We start from the raw sequence: 17,454 nt of genomic DNA, 5'->3' as shown, positions 1-17,454 counted from the left end.
GTTTAGTCCGCTTTATATTAAATATGTCAGAAAATGAATTTGAAAAATTAAATATAGATGAATCTAAATAAAGAAAAGAGCTAGCCGAAAAAGAACTTCAAGAAGACTTCAAGAGTATGTTCTTTATGCCTCTTCGATTTTTGCATATTGAAGATAATATTGACGCTTTAAAGATGCGAGCTAAAATAGATAGGATTAAGCTCGTTGTTGATAAAAATATTTATCAAGATATTTATGAGGCATTGTTAGAAAAGAAGAGTATACAAACATTAACAGTATTCGAAAATTACGTAAAAAAAGAGAATATAGAATTAGATAAAGATGATGATATAAATAAAAAAATTGAAGAAATAAAAAAAGAGGAGATTAACAATAAAATCGATCCTAGTCTAGAATTTTTAAAGAATAAATGCGAAAATTCTATTGGTACGGGCACTTATGATACCGCAAAGGCTCAAGCTAAAGAAAAAGGCTTTGAAATACAAGTAGATGCTAGTGTTTTTGAACAAGCATTTAACACATCGCTGTTATTTAGACAGTCGATAAAAAGTTTAAAATATATTGAAGAGCAAGCAGGGGCAGAGGGCATTAGACTGGGTGAGCCAGACGAGAGTTTATTGAAAAAAGCTTATAAACAAGGATTGGCGAGCGGGAATATTTCTTTTGATTTAGTTGATTACGCTACAGAGAGAGGAGTGGAGCTAGATATTAAAGATGCTGAATATAATATTCGAAAAGAGCTTTTTGAAAATATCTACCTTCGTAAGTGTATAGATGATGGATCTGCTAGTAATAGTGAGTTTAATCGAATTAGTGAATTAGCAAAAAAGAGTGACGTAGAAATTGATACTGAGAAAATATATATAGACCTAATACATAATACTGGTGCCGGACACGCCGATATGGCTAGGGGAAAATCTTTTGAATTAGCTAAGGAACATGGTTCAAAAATAACTTACGCTGATGTTATAAAAATGAACTATCTTGATTATTTAAATATTCCTAAAGATGAGAGAATAGAAACAGAGAAAAATATTGATATCAATGGCGAGAAAGTGAGGTTGTTAATTATCGGTCAGATAAAAGATGCTATTTGTAAGGGTAAGTTTGTTCTGGGTGAAGATAATAAGGCAGAAAAAAATCTTGTCTTCGATGCAACATTAGGAGAGCATAATGATATGGCTCAAAAATATAATTTAAAAGTTAGTGGAGGAGGTTGGTTAAGCTTAGATCAAGCCAATAAGACAATAAAAATATTTGGAACTAGTCAAAAATTTGGACAGGCTCCAAGAGAATACTGTAAGCAAATAATAAAAGAAGCTTTCCCGGACTATGTTTTAGAAGAAGCTTAATTAAAAATTTAAAAATAATCCCCGCCTTCGCGGGGATGACAAAATAAAAATATGGAAGAAAACAAAAATTTAAACGAGGAGGATGATTCAAAAACAGAAGCTGTTGTTGTTTCAAAACAGAAATTAATGGCTCTGCGCTCATTAGTTGCTAATCTACATCAAGCTAGTGAAGCTTTGAGTGATTTTATTTCTGGCATGTCAGGCTTTGAAGGCGCTTTTACGCCGGCTGCCATGAGCTCGGCAGCTCATATTGAAAAAACTATCGAAGGTGTTTTTGATGGCGAAAAGATGATTGGCTCCGACGGTAAACAGTATGCAGTGCCGGTCAACTATGCTTCTAAGTCAAAATTAGTTGAAGGTGATTTATTAAAATTATCAGTGACTGATCAAGGCACAATGATTTATAAACAGATTCAACCAATTGATCGTTTACGTTTAACTGGTAATCTTGAACAATCAGATACGGGGGATTGGACAGTTACGGTTAATGGTAAACGTTTTAAGATATTAGGCGCTAGCGTAACTTACTTTAAGGGCGAGATGGGCGATGAAGTTATAATTTTAGTTCCAAAGACAGGGCAATCTCGCTGGGCAGCCGTTGAACATATTTTTAAAAAAACTTAATCTAACTTAATAATATGAGTGATAAAAATAATTCTATAAACATGCAGGTAGTTGTTGGAGCTTGTCTTGTAATAATTTTATTAGGCGGAGCTTTTTATATTCAACAAAACAGCAGTAATAAACAAATTAGCTCACTAGATTATAGATTGGCTACAATGCAGTCACAATTTACTAGACTTCAGGACAAATTAGATACTGTTAATAAAGATTCTCAGGTAGAGAGCACTTTTGAGATGCAGGAAACTGAAACAGTTGTAGAAGATTCAATTGTTTATAATAATTCTGTTTATGGTTTTAAACTAACACTACCTGCTACTTGGAAAGGATATTCTGTGGCTAGTAGAAAGCTAAACTGGGGGACTAATGGAACTGGTGATTCAATTGATTTCGCTTATGGTGGTCAAGACTCATTGTTTAATATTAGTATCCATACTAAAAAGCAATGGCAAAATGTTCAAGCTGATCAAGGTCCAAAACCAAATTATATAGCAGAAAATAGTAAATATGTTTTTGCTTATTCTGGAGCTCAGGATGCGGCTAATGATGAGATTGTTGCTAGAATGAAAGAAATTTCCAGCATTATTAAAACTTTTGAATTCATAAAATAGATCTCTTTTGTTTGTTAATTGACGATAGCTTCTAACCAATAATCAGAAATTTTTTGCCATTTGCTTTATTGTTAATATTTGTCTAAAATAAAGCCGTCTTAATATACTTTAATTCCTAAAAATGCCTACCCTCTACCGTAAATATCGCCCACAAACTTTTAGTGAAATTGCTGGACAGGAACATGTTAAATTAACTTTGTCTTACGAAATTAAGGCTAAGCAAGTTGCTCATGCCTATTTGTTTTGTGGTCCACGCGCGATTGGTAAAACTACGGTGGCTCGTTTACTTGCGAAGGCCATGAACTGTCCGAACCGCAAAGAAGATAGCGCCGATCCTTGTAACAAATGTCAGTCATGTTCAGAAATAACTGAGAGCCGTTCGATGGATGTAGCCGAGATCGACGCCGCTTCTAACACTAGCGTTGATAATGTTCGTGAAGCGATTATTGCCTCAGCTCGCTTAGCACCATCAGCTGGTCGTTATAAAATTTTCATAATTGATGAAGCGCATATGTTATCAACTAGCGCTTGGAATGCTTTGCTTAAGACAATGGAAGAACCACCAGCGCATGTTATTTTTATTCTTTGTACAACTGAAGCGCATAAAGTTCCGCCAACAATTATTTCTCGTTGTCAGCGTTTTGATTTTAAAAAAATTGGCGTGGTTGAAATAATTACAAAATTATCACGTATCGTACGCGAAGAAAAAATTAAAGTTGGTCCAGGCGTTTTAGAAGCTATCGCACGTCATGCTAATGGACATATGCGTGATGCTGAAAGTTTGATGGGACAAGTTATTTCTTTGGCTGGTAGTGAGAACTCTCTCAAAGGCAAAGAAATTACTTTAGATGAAGCAGAATTAATTATTCCTCGTAGCTATGTAACTGAAGCTGTTGAAATGCTGGAATATCTTGCTAATAAAGAAGCTGGTGCGGCCGTGACTTATGTTAATCGTTTATCTGATAATGGAGCTGATCTAAAAGTTTTTTCAGCTGAACTTGTTACTTTGATTAGACGTTTATTGATTACAAAAATTAGTCCAGAGCTTGGCGCTAATTTAGGCCAAGAACTTGGAGAAGCAATTCAGAATCGAATTGAGCCTTTACTTTCAAAATTAGAACCTGACTTTTTATCGGCTTCAATTGAACGCTTTATAAACGCTGGTAAAGAAATTAAAGATGCGCCTTTTGCTCAGCTGCCTTTAGAGTTGGCGATTGTCGATTTGTGTTATGGGCGTTTATTTTCCAGCGACTCAGTTATTGCGCCTTTAGCCCCACGCCCCAACCCAGTGGCCGCGCCTTTGCGCCGTCCGACTGCTAATATCGCTGCCGCCCCTGTTTCTAGACCAAAAGCCGGGCCAGAAGAGCCTATTGCTGTTAATGCTGACCCAGAGGCCATAAAAGGCGCCTGGCAAGAGCTTTTAGTGCGAGTTAAGCAACATAACCATTCCTTGTCTTTTGTGCTTAAATCCTGTCAATTTATGGGCATAGAGGGTTCTGGGCTAAAATTGGCCTTTAAGCATAAGTTTCATCATGACCGGATTAATGAACCGGCAATACGCCAATTAGTTGAGAATTTATTGGGTGAAATTATGGGTCGTAGGATTGTTGTGGAAACAACGCTTGACCCAAATCTAGTTTTAGTAGAAAATATAGCCTCGGTGGCAGTTGATGCCACGGCCCCTTCAGCCGCCAGCGTGGCGGGCGCCGCGGTAGCCGCTGCTGAGATAGATTCGTCAGTCATCGATAATTTATTGAAGACTTTTGGGGGGAGAGTAGTTAGTTAATTTCAAATTTCAAATTCTAAATTTCAAATGCATGTAGCTGTCTGCGACAGCTTTTAAGAATTAAAAATTTGTTTTATTTATTTTGAAATTTAAAATTTATAATTTGAAATTGTTCTTGCGGGATCGTCTAATGGTAGGACATCGCCCTCTGGAGGCGAGTATCTTGGTTCGAATCCAGGTCCCGCAGCATCCTTGAGATAGGTTCTGGTGACCGAGGAACCTATAAAATAAAATATGACAAAACGAAAGGATAGGAATTTAGGATAATATTCATATTAACTTATAATTTAGATAGCTATAATAGCTACCGTGAAATGTAGTTATTTTTATTATCTTGACAAATTGTTAATATTGTATTAGATTAAATAGTTAAATGTACATAAAAAATTTATCAAAAAACAAATAAAAAACAAAAATGAAAACAATAAAATTAATGCCTTTAGTAGGCTTGCCGTTAGTGGAAAGAGGAAGTAAGATAGCCAATCTTATTATGGGGTACTGTGAGAGAAATAATGTTTTTTTACAGGATAATGACATCTTTGTTATTGCCCAAAAGATTATTTCTAAGGCAGAAGGGGCGGTAGTTGATTTGAAAACAATAACGCCAACAGTAAAAGCTTCTAGAATTGCGAAAAAAACAGGTCGTGATCCACGACTTGTACAAGTATATCTTAATGAAGCGTCGGAATTACTTTATATTAAAGGCAGGATGGTGATTACAAGGCACAGACTCGGATTTATTATGTCCAGCTCAGGTGTTGACCGTTCTAATATAGCGCCACATTCAAGAGAGGTAGTGGTTTTATTGCCTAAAAATCCTGATTTAAGTGCACGAAGAATAAAAAATAGTCTTAAAAGACTTAGTGGTAAAAACGTTGCAGTTATTATCAATGATTCGTGCGGTCGAAAGGATCGCGATGGTTCAGTCGGTATGGCTATTGGTATAGCGGGGATCTCTGCTTTGGAAATAAGAAGTCAGAGTGATCTTTATTCTAATCTTTCACAAAGTAGAATCGCTTTAATTGATGAAATGGCCGCTGCTGGATCTATTCTTATGGGGCAAGCTAATGAGGGGGTTCCGGTGGTTCTAATACGAGGTGCAGTATATTCTAAAAGTAATAAATCAAAAATTACAAATATTTTATTTTAATGGAGGCTATCATGAACTTCTTGGATTTGAAGACCAACTTTCTGGATCCTGAAAACATGGACACAGAAATTGTTGAAAGAAAAGGGTTGGGACACCCTGACACATTAGCAGATGCTTTAGCCGAACTAATTTCTATGGAATATTCTAAATATTGTATAGATAATTTCGGATATGTATTGCATCATAATGTAGACAAGTTCTATATCGGTGCCGGTTTCTTCAAGTCAGGGTTCGGATTTGTTGAAAAAATTAAACCGGTACAAGTATTTATTAATGGGCGCATGAGCGACTCATTCGGTGGGCATCAGATTAACGTAGATGTTCTTCAAAGAAAAACTATATTAAGTTATTTGCAGGCTGTATTACCTAACCTCGCTAGTACAGATGTAGTTATCAATTCTAATGTTACTCAGAATTCTCAGATCCCATACTGGTTTCAACCGCGTGGGATTGAAGATCTTCCAGAATATTCAAAGTTAACAGCTAATGATAATGCGGTTTGCGTTGCAAGCTATCCACTTACTACCTGTGAAGATTTAGTTTATTCTCTCGAAGAGTATTTCTGGAACAAGGAAGAGTTTTTTCCTAGTCCACGATTTAAGTGTTTTGGACAGGACATAAAAGTCATGGCTTACCGTAATGGTAATGCTGTTAATATTGGCGTTCGTGTTCCTGTTATTTCTACATTTGCTCCTGATAAAAATGCATATAATGATATAGTGGCTCAGGCTCAAAAAGATCTATCTTTATTTGCCAATGAACTTGTTGGTGATAAATACAGGATTAATCTTGAAGTAAATGCTAATAAACCATATATGTTGGGTATCGGAAGTTGTATTGAGTGCGGTGAAGAGGGTGTTGTTGGAAGAGGAAATTCATCTAGTGGTCTTATCTCTATGTTTAGACCTCATTCTACAGAAGCTCCGTCAGGTAAAAATCCAAAATATCATACAGGTAGAGTTATGAACTATCTGGTGACAATTTTATCAAAAGCAATTTATGATGAACTTGGTGTGAAAAACAGCGTGATAGCAATGACAAAGAATGGTAGTACATTAATTCCTCCATATCTTTTGTCAATTAGCACGGGGATTACCGTAGATAAGAAAGACATAGAAAGATTAGTTACTAAAAATATTTTAGAAATAGATTACGTTGCCGGTTTATTGAGAGATAAGCAGGTTCGTTAGGAGGGCATTAAAATGAATTATATATGTTCATTATCGTCAGCAGGTGAGACGGTCGATTTTTTTAGCGACAAAGCAAACCTAATGAGTTGCTTAGAATCTCCGTCTTTATTAAGAGATCATATTGCTTTTAGCATTTCTAAGACAACTCCTTCGTCTCAATTCCGAGTAGAGTATTCTGATTCTACTGTTAAGTCTATTGTTTACACTGAGAATGTTTGTTATATAAAATATCCTTGGAAGTTGATGAATAACGGTGAAACACTACTTTACGCAGCATACCCATTCTTAGAAGCTCAACGTCAGGTGCACAGTTGGCTAACAGCCTATTCGGCAGCCGTATCTTTGGATGGAAGAGGTATATTGCTTCTTGGTAAATCTGGTGCAGGTAAAACCTCGGTTGCCTTGGATATGTGCATTAGGTATAAAGCAAAAATTATTGGAAATGATTTAGTTATTTTGGGGATACAGAAAGATGGTATATATGCAAAAGCAGGTACAAAGTTTTTTTATCTGCGTTATGAATCTATTAAAAGAGGTCTTCCTGATTTACTAAAGTTTTTTCCTGATAACCCCGAAGAAACCTGGTTATGCAAAAAAAAGATTAACCCCGATGAATTATTAATCAACAAAGAAAATTCTTCGGTGAAAATTTATAGTTCTTTTCTGGTTCACGTTGATAACAATCTATCTTCAATTTATGTTAAGAAAGATAACAATCTATCAACTAAATTATTCTTGATTGAAAATTTTTCAAGATATATAAGAGGTAGCTGTATCAATGTATTAGGCGGCGAACGGTTTGAGGAGTTAGGATTTATCCCTTCTTATGATCAGATTTCTTTCCATACGTTTAGGAAAGATCTGGCTAACAGGATAATATCGGGACTTAACTATATTTCTGGACCCGTAAATCAGATAACAGACTATATTGTTAAATAGTTAAATGGTCGGCGCATATCATGTGTCGACCTTTTTTTATTTCTAGTTTTATGCTAAAACTAGAATATATGTTTAAAGATATTACACCTAAAGAGGGACATGCTTTGCATGAAGCAATTGTTTTTCTTGTTAATAACTATGAGAAATCCGGTCATAATGATAAGCCGGTAATTTTTCATAGTTTACAGGTTGCGTACTATTTATTCTCTTATAATTACAACTTAGACATTATTATGGGTGCAATTTTGCATGATTTAATAGAGGATAGTGACGTAACAAAGAATGATATAGATTCTGTTTTCGGTAATAAAATTGCTGAGTTAGTTGATTCAGTTTCTTTTGATGTTTCTATTAAGAACAAAGAAGATCGATATCGGGAGATGTTTAATCGAACTAAGAAATTTGGCTTTGAAGCTTTAATTGTTAAATGTGCTGACTTGTATATTAATAGTCATTACATTAAGTTTGCCGAGGGCAATGAAATACAGATTAGTTTAGTAAAGAAATTAGAATATTTTTTAGAATTTTCGAAAGATCAAATAGGATCAGAACCTGTTTGGAAAGATTTGTATGAAAGTTCTAAGGTTGAGGAAAGCAGAATTCAGTTTGAGTAAAAATTAACCCAAAAAAGTTTTTATGAATATCGCTGTTATTCTACCGTCATATCAGGAAGCAAATAACATTGCATTTGTTACTAAAATAATTGACAAGGGCTTAATGGCGGTTCAAGTTAAGTTTCCTGAAATTAAAAAAGTAGTGATTGCTAATATAGATAGTTCAAGTCCCGATAAAACCAGTGAAATTTTCAGAAAAGTAAAAACTAAAAATAGTAAAATATCATTTATCACCAAGGGTAAACCAGGTAAAGGGAAAAACATACTATTTTTTTTAAAAAAATATCAAGAACAATTTGATATTTTTGTTATGTTAGATGCGGATTTAAAAAGTATTAAAGTTGACTGGATAGAAAAACTTATCAGTCCGATTATTCGCAGAAAATGTGATTTTGTTTGGCCTTTGTATGAGCGCAGTCGCTTTGAAGGTAGCACTACAAATCACTTTGCTTATCCAATTATTTATACACTAAGTGGCAGGGATATACGGCAACCAATTGCTGGTGATTTTGCTTTTAGTAAAAAGTTCGTAAAAAAAATATCTCATTTATCAAAACCAAAAGGAGCGTATTATTATGGTATTGATATTTTTTTATCTCTTCAGGCGGTTTTACATTTTTCACAATTAACTCAAATTAAATTAGGAAAAAAGATTCATAAGCCAAGTTTCTCTAATCTTGAGATACTTCCTCAGCCAGCATCTGCCGTATTAGATGCTACTAGAATGAAAAAATTAGTATTATCTTCAAAGGTTTATTCTATTAATTTTGTAAGTATTACAAAGAGTCAAAAATTCGTGCATAGAAAATTAGCACAAAAGTTGCTAATGGAAAAATTTTTATATGTAAGTGATAATTTAGATAGATTCCGTTGGCTAGAAAAAGAATTAAAAACAAAATTATCCGTTATTGTTAACAGCAAAAAACCTATTAATGAAATTGTTTGGGCCGATATTTTATCCTCTTGGCTCAGCTACGCTCTTTCGAATAGAGGCAAAAAGCATAATAGTTCTAAGCTCTCCGAAGAGTTGTTACCTATATTCGTAATTAGAGCAATTAGTTTTTGGGAACAAGTTATCGGGGGAAATCCACTGGTAATAGAAAAAATTATTCGAAGGCAAGCGAAATTAACTCGAAAAAAATTCATAGTTAAAATGAAAATATAAATTTATGCAATATTCAGCACTTATCGGAGATCCAGTTGAACATAGTGTTTCTCCTACTCTGTTTTATCTTTTGGCTGATTATGCTCGCATAGAGTATAGTCACCTTAAAATTAGAGTAAAATCAAAACGTGATTTAAAAAATACACTTTATCAATTACGGTTTTTGGGTTTTTGCGGTGTCAATGTTACATTGCCTTATAAATTAGATATTATTAGATGTTTAGATGTCATAAGTCCTAGCGCTGCAAAAATAGGTGCAGTAAATACCGTGGTTTTTAGAAATCATACAATTGTAGGTTATAATACCGATGCCATAGGAGCGTTACGTGCGATTGAGACAAAACTAAAAAAATTGAATAAGAATGATAAGGTTCTTATCTTGGGAGCAGGGGGTGCAGCTCGAGCTATTGTTTATGCTTTATACTCAAAAACTAGAAACATTGTTATTCTTAATAAAAACATTGGAGAAGCTAAGAAGCTATCATTAGATGTTAGTGGGGGAAAGATTCAAGTTGAGAACTTAAGTGTCAAAAATATTAGCGTATATTTTAAGGATAGTAATATTATTGTTAACGCAACGCCAGTAGGGATGCACCCAAACAATAAGCAGGAAATAGTTAGCAAGGATATATTTGTTAAGAATTCAGCTAGGGGTAAATATTTTTTTGATGCAATTTTTAATCCTTATAAAACCAATTTCTTAATTAATGCAGAGAAAAGAGGTGGAAAGGTTTGTTCGGGAATGTATATGATGATTTTTCAAGGGATTGAAGCTTTTAAATTATGGACAGGTGTTTCACTTAAGAATGTTAATGTAGAAAGAATCAATAGAGAGCTTATTAATAAGATTGCTTAATATGAACAACATTTCAATCATTAATGATGAGATTAATCGAGATTTGAAGGAGGCCGTTCGTTTTTTGAAAAAAAATTCAATCAAATTTATTGAACTCAGGTCGATTAATGGAGAAAATATTTTTAATATTAAGTTATCTGATTTAAAAAAATACGCGGCATATCTTTCTAAAAATAATGTTAAAGTTTCGTGTATAGCCTCTCCGATTCTTAAGTGGTATCCGGAAGATATAGTGGAAAAAAATAAAGGAAAATTAAAAGTTGATTCCTTTGATTTTAAAAATAAAAGCGAAGAATTTGAAAAGGTTTTTAAAATAGCGGAAATTTTTAAGGCACCAAATATTAGAATATTTTCATATCTAAGGTACAAAAACTTTTCTTTTTCGGATTTGTCTAAAGATATAAACGCTTTAGTTGATTTAGCTGAAAGGTATAAGAAAATTATTTTGCTTGAAAATGAACCTGTATGTAATATACGGACTATAAAAGATTTAGTGAAATTTAAAAAAAAGTTTAAAAATGAAAGAGTTAAGATTTTACTTGATCCTGGTAATTTATATTTTCAGGGAGAAAGTCTAGATTTTAATAGTTTGCGGGGTATTGCGAAGGATATCTTATATGTTCATCTTAAAGATTATTCTCTCGTCAATAAAAAATATGAAATTCTTGGTGCCGGAGATATTAATTATAAAAATCTCATCTCATGGTTGAATCATTATGTAAAACCATCATATCTTTCGCTCGAAACTCATGTTAAAGGTGGCGACTCTGAGCAAAACACATTAGCCTCTCTTAAAGAGTTAAGGAATATTTTATCTAGTAAAAGAGTTAAGTATGGCGTGGTTGGTTGTGGCAAGGGCGTGAGAAAACACTTAATTTCAATTAAGAATAATCAAAATGCAGAGTTAGCTGGGATTTTTGATACCAGTAAAAAACAACTAGAGCGGATTACTGCTAAATATGATTGTCCAGTATATCAGAATCTAGACACCTTAATAGAAGATGTTGATGCTATGATTATTTGTACGCCACATTATACTCATGCTGATATGATTGATCATGTTCTAAAAAATAATAAAATATGTCTTTGCGAGAAGCCTGGAGTTATGTCTGTAGACGGGATGGAGAAGATAAAAAAGCATAAGAATTATCAGTCCAAACTCTTTATTGTATATCAAAATCGTTTTAATAAACCGTTATTGGATTTAGAAGAATGGATTAAAAAAAATAAAGTAGGAAAATTATTATATGTGGCCGCAAGTATGAGATGGTTTAGGGATAAAGACTATTATTTGGGTTCTTGGCAGGGTAAAAAGAAATATGAGGGCGGAATTTTATTTAACCAAGGCATACATTTGATTGATATTATTATGAAATATTTTAGTGTTGATAGAAGCTTCAAAATTATTAATTCTTATAAAGATAAAATTTATCATAAAGCATTAGACACTGAAGACACAGTTCTTGCGCATTTTAAATCTGAAAATACTTTATTTAATCTTGAAGTAACAATGGCTTCAGTCCCAAGCAATATGGGGTGTAATATCTTATTTATCTTTGAGAAAGGGAGAGCTGTTATAGGTGGTATGGCTTTCAATGAGTCACTAACGACTGAAATAATGGGATCATCTAAGGTAGAGCTACGGTATAACGAAGAAGCAGGATTCTTATATGGTCATAAGATGCTGTTAGATAAGCTTACTAAATATATTTTAACTGGAAGGGCAGATCATAACTTGGTTCGATTCGATGAAGCCTATTCTCGAACTAATTTTATTAACGCTCTGTATAAATCAACAAAGAATTAATGATATGTCACAACCTATAGTAAAAGTTATTATTCCTGGCATTCCGTTAAAAACAAAATTTGGTGGAATTGGTTACTGCTCAATTTCTTTAATTAAGGATGGTAAGGATGTTATTCTTTTTGATGTTGGACACTATGCAGTAAGAGAAAAAATTATTGACACGTTAAAAAAATATAAAATAAATAAGGTTTTTATCTCGCATTTACATTATGATCATTGTTTGAATATTGATTTATTTGTAAAGAAGGGTATTAAGATATATCTTAATGAAAAAGAATTCCTATGTTTAGATAAAATTAAGAAGGAAGATGTATATACATTCAAATATTTTAAAAACATAGTTTCCTCAAAAAATTTAGTTTTATTTAATGGTGAATTTAATATTTCAAAAAATGTTTCTGCCATAGAGACCATAGGCCACACTTCAGGGCATTCTTCTTTAATTTTTAAAATGAAGAATAAACATTGTATAGTGGCAGGAGACGCAATCAAAACCTATAAAGATTACAAAAATATTACATCTTTTGATGTTGTGCCGTTCAGTGTTTCCGCATTAATTAAAACGAAAAAAGAGATTGTGTATAATTTTGATATTATAATACCTGGTCATTCGGGGGCTATTATTAATGGCAAGAAACCATCTGAAGAAGCTGTGTTTTATGAGTTTTAAACTTATAACATAGGCAGTGTCTAATTTGTCTAATTTTGCTTCGTCTGAGGAGGGTTAAACAACCTATTTGCCAAGCTTTCAAAAACCCCTTATAATGTTAATATAATCTCGGTTCTAAACCGAGGTGTTCAGCAATCTTTCGCCCGCTCAGGGCGTGCTCCGGAATTGCAAGTCAAGTTGAGCTAGCACAAAAAGTATTTAATAAAACCATGATTGATCAAAGAATTTTTGATATTAATATAAATTTCCATGGTGTTAAAGGACTTGTTTTTATTGGTAAAAAAATACTTGTATACAGAAGAGACAATAAGACGAGTAATTTCCCATTATGTATTGATTTGCCCGGAGGCGGTAAGGAAAATAATGAATCTCCTTTTGATACTTTCAGTAGAGAAGTGAAGGAGGAGTTTGGATTGGTAGTTGATCAAAATGATATTGAATATGGCAAGCAGTATATGAGTTTCATAGATCCAACCAAAGAAGCATATTTTATTGTAACCAAACCATTAAATATAAAAGAAAGTGATATTGTTTTTGGAGACGAGGGTCAGGAATTTTTTTTAATGATACTTAGTGAATATTTAAAGTTAAGTGATGCAATAGGGAGACAACAAGAGAAAGTTCTTGATTATCTCAGGGAAATAGGAGAGCGTACTAATCTTAAAAATCAATAATAAGCTCAAAAGGCGTCGTTATGGTAGAATATAAATATTAAAAAATACCTTAATGGGCCTGACCGATTATGGTTCTTGCTCAGGGTGGTCAGCAATCTTTCGCCCGCTCAGGGCGGGCTCCGGATTTGCAAGTCAAGTTGAGTTAGCACGAGATACGTCATTAAATATGAACCAAGAAGAATTTTTAAGAATTATAAAAGAAGTGGCAAGTGATGAAACATCTTTTGATCCCAATGGATGGAATTTGGATAACCCACTATGGGGTCATTGTGCAGTTGTTTCTCTTTTAGCACAAGAAATATTTGGAGGAGAATTAGTAAAAGGTTCAATAAGTGGTAATACTAAATATCCATATATTAAATCTCATATTTGGAACAAAATTGATAATAAGGATATAGATTTTACCGCAGAGCAGTACGATGATTTATCTTACAAAGATTTAACAGGAACCATATCTTCTCGCGATTCAATATTGAATTACCCGGATACGTTAAGAAGATTTGATTTACTTAAAGAAAGATTCATTAGTGCCCAAGGATCATCAAAATAATAAGGCAAAAGTTTTATTAATAGCCTTGCTGGGCTTTACCGATTATGGTTCTTGCTCAGGGTAGTCAGCAAATAAATTTATGATACATATTAAATATAGACTTGATAAATCTAGTCTGCATGGCATAGGTCTTTTTGCGGCCGAAGATATTATTAAAGGAGCGCTTATATATACGCCTAGTCCCGCGCTGGATGTAAATATTACTCAGGAACAATTTGATTCTCTAGACGAAAAAGAAAAAGCAGAAATCAGATGGTGGGGTTTTTTTGATGAACCAACTCAAAAATGGCATGTAGATTTTGATGTGTCGCATTTTATTAATCATTCTACCAATAGAACAGTCGCTCAGGATCCTAACCATAGTGATGCATATTTGGTCGCAGTTAAAGATGTAAAAGCAGGAGAGGAATTAACTCAGAATTATCTTGAATTTGAGTCAGAAGGTGATTTAAAGAGAAGGGGTGTTATTAGCTAAATTATTTTCGATAACATTAAGTAGCCTTAGCGTATACTATGAAAGAAATTATCATCAGTCTAAATAACGAGAATAAAGAATTTTCTGATATTGAAAAATTGAAGAAATCAAATGAATATTGGGACTCTAAATTAAATAACGAAGAAAGAATCAGCTCGCCTCAAAATCAAGATTGTGAGTTTTCTATCGTTGTACCAGTTTATAATGAAGATAATGAACGATTAGAAAAACAAATTGATTCTTTTAGAAAACAATCAATAGATTCAACAAAGTATGAAATTCTTTATGTTGTTAATAATGATTTAATTTCTGAAGATCTAGGCGATGAATTAATACGTGCAAAAAATTTGGAAACTATAAACATGCTGCGCTCGATTGAAGATCTTCCGGTTTATGTTATTGATAAAAGTTCAAAAGGTCATGAAATAGAAGATTGTAATGTCGGAAAGGCTCGTAATAGAGGAGTTGCGGAAGCTAGTAAACGATTCTACGAAAACAATAAAAACGGAATTTTAATTCAGACGGATGCTGATACGCATTTTGATGATCCAGACTATTTGATAAAAGTGCAAAACATTTTTAAAGAATCACCAGATGTTATTGGAATTGCTGGCGGGCTCGTATATGAGGTTGATTTAGACTTAAAAGATCCTGATAAAAAATTAGAGCAACAAGAGAAAATCAATCGCTTTCTTATGCTTAAAAAATGGGAACTTTTTAATCGAAGTTTAAAGAAAGGAAAGATAGAATCGGGTTTGTTGAAAACAACTTTTTCAGGCGCCAATATGATAAGTAAAAGTTTTGAAACAGCAGTGATTGGAGGATTAATTGATGCAAGCTCCGGTGAGGATCCTCGGTTTGGAAAAGATTTATCAGACTATGCAAATAATAATCATAAAAAAGTTATAGGCATGAAAGAAGAATTAAAAGTAGTTACCTCGCTTAGAGATTCTGATAGAACCCCGGCGTCTTTTAAGAAGGTGTTTGATCAAATTGATTTATCAAAACCACTTGAAGTAAAAGGACAAGTTATTACACCCGAGCTTTTAAAGGAATATGAAAACAAAATTATTGAGATGGAAAACGGCAAGGAATTGATTGATAATATTGAAAAATTAATTAATGGAATTAGATTCAGCCGTAGCTAAATTGATTTAGTTTATAAAAATATGAAGAGTAATTTAGAATATTCCAGATCTGCTGCTGAAATTACTTTAGGCAAGATATCTTCCTGGGAAGAATTGAATGCCATGACTGAAGCAGAGGGTAATGAAAAGTTCAGCCAAAAAACCAAAGAACTTTGGAAAGAGTTTGCTGTTTCAGGTGTTTTGCAATTTGACCCTAAAGAAGGGAAACAAGTTTTAAGACCATTTACTGATTTAGATGGTCGCTCAGCTTTAAGCTTGCTAGATTCCTGCGGAGTAGATGTAAGTAATCTAAAATATGTTAAACCAGGTGAATTCTTGGCAGGAGCAATCAATCTTGATACCGGTGATAAATTTGGTGCAGTTTATGACGAAGCAACTGACACTGCTTTTTTTGATCATCATGATCCGAATACTAAAGATGTGACTTCAATAACCGAAGTAGTTTATAGCGCGATGTCTGATTTAGGAATTATTGAAAAGACCGAGGCAATGGATCGTCTAGTTAAATTTGTAACTGATATAGATAACAGAAGATTGCCGGCAGTTGAATTTTTAAAAAGTGGTAAAACTATATTAGGCCTGCAAAGAGACTTAACTTTTGAAACAATCTTAAAGTATTTTAAAGATCATGAGTCTGCAACAGACGAGCTTTCTCTGGAAGAGTTTGCTCAATATGATTTAGTAGACGCGGCCAAGAAACAACAGGGAATAGTTGATGAATCAATGGCTGTGCTTGATAAGATGGAAAAGGAAGGTAAGGTAGTTGAAACTAAGTATGGTAGCGTTCTTATTAACCAGAATAATGAGCTAAAAACAGGTTCGTCGGCAGCTTATGTTAGGCATGATGGAATAATAAATTTTACTCCTCAAAAAAGTTTTGCCGTTACTTTGAAAGATAAAGATTTAGCTGAGCAGGAAATTAAAGCCACCTTAGGTAGTAAATTTCAGGGTAAAATTATTCGCGGCAAGATGTGGTTATATAATGATGCCGAAGCGCTCAATTTAAATATCGAGGAAATATGTACAGCCTTAGGCGGAAGTTTTTCAAAAATAGATGAAGTTAAAACTCTTGATTCATATTTAGAGCAAGGCTCGCCTGAAGTATCAAAAGAAAACCTAGATTTATTACGTGAAGTAATATTAGTTTTTTTAAAGAACGAGAAAATATCGCTGGATGATTTTGAAACTATGCGCAAGACTATTCGCAGTTTTGCTCATAAATTTTTTGAAACAGTTTATCATTTTGGAGGATCTCAAATTGATAAAATAAACCCTCAGTCTACTCAAGCAGAGCTTAGTAATAATAATTCCGAAGTTAATTCAGCTCACCTTAATAACGATAAAGAGCTAGGTAAGCTTAATCGAGTTTTTGCTTTTAGCTCTCATAATAAAAAATCAGATAGTTTCCTAGCAGGACGAGATTTTGTTTATGAATTTGACATGAAAAATCCCGAAATTCAGTCTCAGACTAGAGTGGCCTTATATGATAATGCAGTAAGCACGATAAGTAATAGAAGTTTTTATGCTCGTCATGTTTTAGAGTTTAATGACTATGTTGAATACTTCATTGATTATTCTAGTGCTTTATTATTAGCTAATAAATACGAAGGGGATTATGAAGCTGCGATTGAGGAGTGTGTTAATAATGGAATTTATAATTTTGAACACTTAGTAGATTTAGAACCCTTCCCTCAGTGGATTAAGAAGTTGTTAGACAATAATATTGTCATGCCATTTAAGCCGGAATTTCAGATAAAGGGCTCTGTTGATAAAGATTATATTTTAGGTAGTAGAAAAATGTAAAATTAAAAATGTATATTTTCCTGAAAAAATTAAAAACCCCTGA

The 17,454-nt window shown here is 33.5% G+C and carries 17 protein-coding genes and 1 tRNA gene; all 18 read left to right on the top strand.

What is annotated here, in order from left to right; translation table 11 throughout:
• The first annotated feature begins 125 nt into the window (after window positions 1-125).
• The 18 genes from NTY12_03845 to NTY12_03760 all read left to right on the top strand — a co-directional run bounded on the left by NTY12_03845 (window position 126) and on the right by NTY12_03760 (window position 17,411).
• Complete coding sequence (locus tag NTY12_03845; protein ID MCX6793136.1) at window positions 126-1,352, top strand: hypothetical protein; 1,227 nt, start codon at window positions 126-128, stop codon at window positions 1,350-1,352.
• Between the two features lie 51 nt (window positions 1,353-1,403).
• Window positions 1,404-1,976 carry a hypothetical protein gene (locus NTY12_03840; protein MCX6793135.1) on the top strand — a complete coding sequence of 191 codons (573 nt, stop codon included), beginning with the start codon at window positions 1,404-1,406 and terminating at the stop codon, window positions 1,974-1,976.
• A 14-nt stretch (window positions 1,977-1,990) separates the two neighbouring features.
• On the top strand, window positions 1,991-2,584 hold the full coding sequence (locus tag NTY12_03835) for a hypothetical protein (protein MCX6793134.1): 594 nt from the start codon (window positions 1,991-1,993) through the stop codon (window positions 2,582-2,584).
• Window positions 2,585-2,705: 121 nt separating this feature from the next.
• Window positions 2,706-4,370: a DNA polymerase III subunit gamma/tau gene (dnaX, locus tag NTY12_03830; protein MCX6793133.1), complete on the top strand. Its 1,665-nt coding sequence runs from the start codon at window positions 2,706-2,708 to the stop codon at window positions 4,368-4,370.
• Between the two features lie 116 nt (window positions 4,371-4,486).
• Window positions 4,487-4,557 (top strand) — tRNA-Gln (locus NTY12_03825).
• A gap of 228 nt (window positions 4,558-4,785) precedes the next feature.
• Entirely contained in the window at window positions 4,786-5,520 is a 735-nt protein-coding gene (gene cofE / locus NTY12_03820; GenBank protein ID MCX6793132.1) for a coenzyme F420-0:L-glutamate ligase, read from the top strand.
• An 11-nt stretch (window positions 5,521-5,531) separates the two neighbouring features.
• Window positions 5,532-6,710 (top strand): hypothetical protein, encoded by a 1,179-nt coding sequence (locus NTY12_03815; protein MCX6793131.1) that lies wholly within the window; start codon window positions 5,532-5,534, stop codon window positions 6,708-6,710.
• Window positions 6,711-6,791: 81 nt separating this feature from the next.
• Window positions 6,792-7,649 carry a hypothetical protein gene (locus tag NTY12_03810; protein ID MCX6793130.1) on the top strand — a complete coding sequence of 286 codons (858 nt, stop codon included), beginning with the start codon at window positions 6,792-6,794 and terminating at the stop codon, window positions 7,647-7,649.
• Window positions 7,650-7,699: 50 nt separating this feature from the next.
• Window positions 7,700-8,263, top strand: coding sequence for an HD domain-containing protein (locus NTY12_03805; GenBank protein ID MCX6793129.1), 564 nt, complete (start codon window positions 7,700-7,702; stop codon window positions 8,261-8,263).
• Window positions 8,264-8,285: 22 nt separating this feature from the next.
• On the top strand, window positions 8,286-9,428 hold the full coding sequence (locus NTY12_03800) for a glycosyltransferase (GenBank protein ID MCX6793128.1): 1,143 nt from the start codon (window positions 8,286-8,288) through the stop codon (window positions 9,426-9,428).
• 4 nt (window positions 9,429-9,432) lie between these two features.
• Complete coding sequence (gene aroE, locus NTY12_03795) at window positions 9,433-10,284, top strand: shikimate dehydrogenase (protein MCX6793127.1); 852 nt, start codon at window positions 9,433-9,435, stop codon at window positions 10,282-10,284.
• Between the two features lies 1 nt (window position 10,285).
• Window positions 10,286-12,091, top strand: a complete 1,806-nt coding sequence (locus NTY12_03790; GenBank protein MCX6793126.1) for a Gfo/Idh/MocA family oxidoreductase — start codon at window positions 10,286-10,288, stop codon at window positions 12,089-12,091.
• A gap of 4 nt (window positions 12,092-12,095) precedes the next feature.
• Window positions 12,096-12,761 (top strand): MBL fold metallo-hydrolase, encoded by a 666-nt coding sequence (locus NTY12_03785; protein ID MCX6793125.1) that lies wholly within the window; start codon window positions 12,096-12,098, stop codon window positions 12,759-12,761.
• A gap of 209 nt (window positions 12,762-12,970) precedes the next feature.
• Window positions 12,971-13,435, top strand: a complete 465-nt coding sequence (locus tag NTY12_03780; GenBank protein MCX6793124.1) for an NUDIX domain-containing protein — start codon at window positions 12,971-12,973, stop codon at window positions 13,433-13,435.
• A gap of 166 nt (window positions 13,436-13,601) precedes the next feature.
• The gene (locus tag NTY12_03775) at window positions 13,602-13,985 is read left to right on the top strand and encodes a hypothetical protein (GenBank protein ID MCX6793123.1); all 384 of its coding nucleotides are present in this window, start codon (window positions 13,602-13,604) and stop codon (window positions 13,983-13,985) included.
• A gap of 79 nt (window positions 13,986-14,064) precedes the next feature.
• A complete protein-coding gene (locus NTY12_03770) occupies window positions 14,065-14,460 on the top strand; it encodes an SET domain-containing protein (protein ID MCX6793122.1) in 396 nt (131 codons plus the stop codon).
• 38 nt (window positions 14,461-14,498) lie between these two features.
• Window positions 14,499-15,608, top strand: a complete 1,110-nt coding sequence (locus tag NTY12_03765; protein ID MCX6793121.1) for a hypothetical protein — start codon at window positions 14,499-14,501, stop codon at window positions 15,606-15,608.
• Between the two features lie 21 nt (window positions 15,609-15,629).
• On the top strand, window positions 15,630-17,411 hold the full coding sequence (locus NTY12_03760; protein ID MCX6793120.1) for a hypothetical protein: 1,782 nt from the start codon (window positions 15,630-15,632) through the stop codon (window positions 17,409-17,411).
• The last annotated feature ends 43 nt before the right edge of the window (window positions 17,412-17,454 follow it).

The organism is Candidatus Falkowbacteria bacterium (assembly GCA_026396835.1).
Classification (GTDB): Bacteria; Patescibacteriota; Patescibacteriia; order Patescibacteriales; family Patescibacteriaceae; genus Patescibacterium.
Note: the sequence above shows the minus strand (reverse complement) of the source record. Positions and strands in the feature narration are given on the sequence as shown.

What these genes read in the sequence shown, in the direction of transcription:
- NTY12_03765 (MCX6793121.1), top strand. Translation starts at nt 14,499, where the DNA reads ATGAAAGAAATTATCATCAGTCTAAATAACGAGAATAAAGAATTTTCT.
- NTY12_03845 (MCX6793136.1), top strand. Translation starts at nt 126, where the DNA reads ATGCCTCTTCGATTTTTGCATATTGAAGATAATATTGACGCTTTAAAG.
- NTY12_03800 (MCX6793128.1), top strand. Translation starts at nt 8,286, where the DNA reads ATGAATATCGCTGTTATTCTACCGTCATATCAGGAAGCAAATAACATT.
- NTY12_03780 (MCX6793124.1), top strand. Translation starts at nt 12,971, where the DNA reads ATGATTGATCAAAGAATTTTTGATATTAATATAAATTTCCATGGTGTT.
- dnaX (MCX6793133.1), top strand. Translation starts at nt 2,706, where the DNA reads ATGCCTACCCTCTACCGTAAATATCGCCCACAAACTTTTAGTGAAATT.
- NTY12_03835 (MCX6793134.1), top strand. Translation starts at nt 1,991, where the DNA reads ATGAGTGATAAAAATAATTCTATAAACATGCAGGTAGTTGTTGGAGCT.
- NTY12_03790 (MCX6793126.1), top strand. Translation starts at nt 10,286, where the DNA reads ATGAACAACATTTCAATCATTAATGATGAGATTAATCGAGATTTGAAG.
- NTY12_03815 (MCX6793131.1), top strand. Translation starts at nt 5,532, where the DNA reads ATGAACTTCTTGGATTTGAAGACCAACTTTCTGGATCCTGAAAACATG.
- NTY12_03770 (MCX6793122.1), top strand. Translation starts at nt 14,065, where the DNA reads ATGATACATATTAAATATAGACTTGATAAATCTAGTCTGCATGGCATA.
- NTY12_03810 (MCX6793130.1), top strand. Translation starts at nt 6,792, where the DNA reads ATGAGTTGCTTAGAATCTCCGTCTTTATTAAGAGATCATATTGCTTTT.
- NTY12_03840 (MCX6793135.1), top strand. Translation starts at nt 1,404, where the DNA reads ATGGAAGAAAACAAAAATTTAAACGAGGAGGATGATTCAAAAACAGAA.
- NTY12_03805 (MCX6793129.1), top strand. Translation starts at nt 7,700, where the DNA reads ATGCTAAAACTAGAATATATGTTTAAAGATATTACACCTAAAGAGGGA.
- aroE (MCX6793127.1), top strand. Translation starts at nt 9,433, where the DNA reads ATGCAATATTCAGCACTTATCGGAGATCCAGTTGAACATAGTGTTTCT.
- NTY12_03785 (MCX6793125.1), top strand. Translation starts at nt 12,096, where the DNA reads ATGTCACAACCTATAGTAAAAGTTATTATTCCTGGCATTCCGTTAAAA.
- cofE (MCX6793132.1), top strand. Translation starts at nt 4,786, where the DNA reads ATGAAAACAATAAAATTAATGCCTTTAGTAGGCTTGCCGTTAGTGGAA.
- NTY12_03775 (MCX6793123.1), top strand. Translation starts at nt 13,602, where the DNA reads ATGAACCAAGAAGAATTTTTAAGAATTATAAAAGAAGTGGCAAGTGAT.
- NTY12_03760 (MCX6793120.1), top strand. Translation starts at nt 15,630, where the DNA reads ATGAAGAGTAATTTAGAATATTCCAGATCTGCTGCTGAAATTACTTTA.